This window comes from Mitsuaria sp. TWR114 (assembly GCF_007997345.1).
Window position 1 is genome coordinate 1 of sequence record NZ_VOSR01000759.1, and the last position, 1,759, is coordinate 1,759.

General features: G+C 70.9%; 1 protein-coding gene. It reads left to right on the forward strand.

Going from position 1 to position 1,759, the window contains the following annotated elements; genetic code table 11:
* Positions 1-117: 117 nt before the first annotated feature.
* On the forward strand, positions 118-1,759 hold a 1,642-nt coding region (locus FUT87_RS23790; RefSeq protein ID WP_186830726.1), incomplete at its 3' end, for a hypothetical protein.

Sequence of the window (1,759 nt, forward strand, 5' to 3'; positions counted from 1 at the left end):
GGCGAACCCCGCCGACCGCGGGGCGGGCTGCGACTCAGCATTCTGCCGATGGCGTTGCCGCGGGCGGTGCGATAGCTTCCCATCGCGGTCACCCGACCCGCAGCGGGAGATGCCTCGATGAAGCGCTCGATCGAACAGGCCGAAGAACGGACCGAGGCCGCGCCGGCTCAGCGCGCGACCGCCCCGCGGTCGGCGGGGTTCGCCTCGACCGGCCCCCGTGACGCGGCGCCGCGCGCCAGTGGCTGGCAGGCCACGATCGAGGCCACGCCGCGCATGCAGCTGCAGCGCCGCACGATCGAGGCTGTTTTCGGGCGCGCGGCCCGGCGCGGACCAATCACCCCGACGCTTCAGGCGGCGGGCCGTGCCGGCGGCACGACGCCGCTCGCGGTGCTGGCCACCGGTGGGGTCGCGCAGCGCAAGATGGGCTTCGAGTTCGAGAGCGGCAATACCTTCATCAAGGACCCGAACGCGGCCGCCGACGACCCGGCCACGCCCGAGGCGCTCGATCGCAAGGACGTCGCCTACGGCAACGGCAACAGCGCGTTCCGCCTGGAGGCCGATTCGGGCCACAACCTGGAATTCGTGACCCAGCCCTATGACAACTGGCCCGCGCTCGCCCAGGCGATCACGGGGGCAAAGGCCTTGGCGGACACGCTCGAGCAGCGCGCCGGAGCGGCGCCTCGGGGAGAGTTCTCCGTCGGCATCGCCGACGGTTTCACCCAGGACGGCATCTGGATGAGGGTAGACGATCCGGCGTTCGAGGCCGCGGTGCAGTCGACGGAAGGGGTGGCGCTGGGCGACCTGTCCCGCATGATCGACGAGCACCTCGAGGCGGGCGACGAGCACGACGACATTCATGACGACATGCGCGACGTGATCGGCGACGCCCGCGCCAACACCTCGCTGGGTCCGCAGACCGCGGTCTTCCCGAACGTGAAAGGCATGCTGCTGGCGCTGGTGATGTACATCGACCGGGCCCGCACGACCGTGCCGGACAGCACGGATGGACCGAAGGCGTCATTCCGGCTGATGGCGCGAACCGATTTCCGCAGCATGTTCCGCTCGCTGACCCAGGGGGAGCGGGACCAACTGAAGCTGATCCTCTACGGCACCGCGACGGCCGGTACGGTCGACAGCAGGGCCAACACCCTCACGCGTGTCGTGGACATGGAGCTGGACAGCCAGCTGTTCCGCCGTGGCTATCTGGACGAAGGCGCTCCGAACGTGCCGCAGAAGGTCAACGCGGGGCCGACCCTGCGCGCCTGGCTGAGCAGCATCACGACGGCGGCCTCCGGCCGCGACGTGTTGTCGCCGCCGCCCGGATACACGCCCCACAGCGCGCTGTCCGGCGAGAACAAGAAATTCCGGTATGGCATGGGTGCGATGGGGATGGATGGCGACCTGGCGCTCTTCGAGATGCGCGGCTACTCCGCGCTGGACGGATGGCAACCCAAGAACGACTGGGAGGCCTTCGCGCAGACCCGTTTCGACCGGGCCGCCCGGCGCAACACCAGCCTCACGCCGCGCGTGCCGCCGCAAGCGGTGGTCCCGGTCAACGCGCAGCCCGCGCAGGTGCCGGTCCAGGTGCCGGTGCCGGTGCCGCAGGCGCCGATCGGTGTGCCCCAGGTGGCGCCCCTCCAGCAGGCGCAGCACCTGCAGCAGCAGGCCATCGCGCTGTTGCCCGTCTTCCCCGCCCAGCCTGCACCGCCCTTGCAGCAGGTGGGGCACCAGGGCCAAGGTCAGGGCCAGGGCCAGGGCC